This is a genomic window from Companilactobacillus futsaii JCM 17355, from assembly GCF_001435505.1.
GTDB classification, from domain to species: Bacteria; Bacillota; Bacilli; order Lactobacillales; family Lactobacillaceae; genus Companilactobacillus; species Companilactobacillus futsaii.
Map to the genome: position 1 here is coordinate 1 of NZ_AZDO01000040.1, position 1830 is coordinate 1830.

The 1830-nt window shown below is 48.4% G+C and carries 1 rRNA gene; it reads left to right on the plus strand.

Annotated features, from left to right (window positions below):
- Positions 1 to 197 precede the first annotated feature (197 nt).
- Positions 198 to 1764: ribosomal RNA gene (locus FC88_RS04090) — 16S ribosomal RNA — on the plus strand.
- Positions 1765 to 1830 lie beyond the last annotated feature (66 nt).

Genomic DNA, 1830 nt, shown 5'->3' on the forward strand with positions numbered 1-1830 from the left:
TTTTAAAAAGTTCTTGACATTAACTTGTCAGCTTGATAAAATAATTAAGTCGCTGATGAGCGTAAGCGCTTAATCAGCTGGTAGACCTTTGAAAACTGAACAAAGTTTTAACACTAAATTGTGTAGGCCAACATTTATTTGTTGGATTTACAACGAAGTCAATTCGCTAGTATAATTTTTTATGAGTCACAAACTTTTAATATGAGAGTTTGATCCTGGCTCAGGACGAACGCTGGCGGCATGCCTAATACATGCAAGTCGAACGAACCAAACTGTTGATTAAAGCTTGCTTTATGATTCAGACCTTGGTGAGTGGCGGACGGGTGAGTAACACGTGGGTAACCTGCCCAAAAGTGGGGGATAACATTTGGAAACAAGTGCTAATACCGCATAACAACTACTTTCACATGATCGTAGCTTGAAAGATGGCTCTGCTATCACTTTTGGATGGACCCGCGGCGTATTAGCTAGTTGGTGAGGTAATAGCTCACCAAGGCAATGATACGTAGCCGACCTGAGAGGGTAATCGGCCACATTGGGACTGAGACACGGCCCAAACTCCTACGGGAGGCAGCAGTAGGGAATCTTCCACAATGGGCGAAAGCCTGATGGAGCAATGCCGCGTGAGTGAAGAAGGTTTTCGGATCGTAAAACTCTGTTGTTGAAGAAGAACATGCGTGAGAGTAACTGTTCACGTACTGACGGTATTCAACCAGAAAGCCACGGCTAACTACGTGCCAGCAGCCGCGGTAATACGTAGGTGGCAAGCGTTGTCCGGATTTATTGGGCGTAAAGAGAATGTAGGCGGTCTATTAAGTTTGAAGTGAAAGCCCTCGGCTCAACCGAGGAAGTGCTTCGAAAACTGGTAGACTTGAGTGCAGAAGAGGAAAGTGGAACTCCATGTGTAGCGGTGGAATGCGTAGATATATGGAAGAACACCAGTGGCGAAGGCGGCTTTCTGGTCTGTAACTGACGCTGAGATTCGAAAGCATGGGTAGCAAACAGGATTAGATACCCTGGTAGTCCATGCCGTAAACGATGAGTGCTAAGTGTTGGAGGGTTTCCGCCCTTCAGTGCTGCAGCTAACGCATTAAGCACTCCGCCTGGGGAGTACGACCGCAAGGTTGAAACTCAAAGGAATTGACGGGGGCCCGCACAAGCGGTGGAGCATGTGGTTTAATTCGAAGCAACGCGAAGAACCTTACCAGGTCTTGACATACCATGAAAAGCTTAGAGATAAGTCTTTCCCTTCGGGGACATGGATACAGGTGGTGCATGGTTGTCGTCAGCTCGTGTCGTGAGATGTTGGGTTAAGTCCCGCAACGAGCGCAACCCTTATTATCAGTTGCCAGCATTCAGTTGGGCACTCTGGTGAGACTGCCGGTGACAAACCGGAGGAAGGTGGGGACGACGTCAAATCATCATGCCCCTTATGACCTGGGCTACACACGTGCTACAATGGTCGGTACAACGTGTTGCGAACTCGCGAGGGCAAGCAAATCACTTAAAACCGATCTCAGTTCGGATTGCAGGCTGCAACTCGCCTGCATGAAGCTGGAATCGCTAGTAATCGCGGATCAGCATGCCGCGGTGAATACGTTCCCGGGCCTTGTACACACCGCCCGTCACACCATGAGAGTTTGTAACACCCAAAGTCGGTGGGGTAACCCTTCGGGGAACTAGCCGCCTAAGGTGGGACAAATGATTAGGGTGAAGTCGTAACAAGGTAGCCGTAGGAGAACCTGCGGCTGGATCACCTCCTTTCTAAGGATATGATGCTTAGCATCAACGGAAATACACAACGTTAAAACTTTGTTTAGTTTTGAGAGG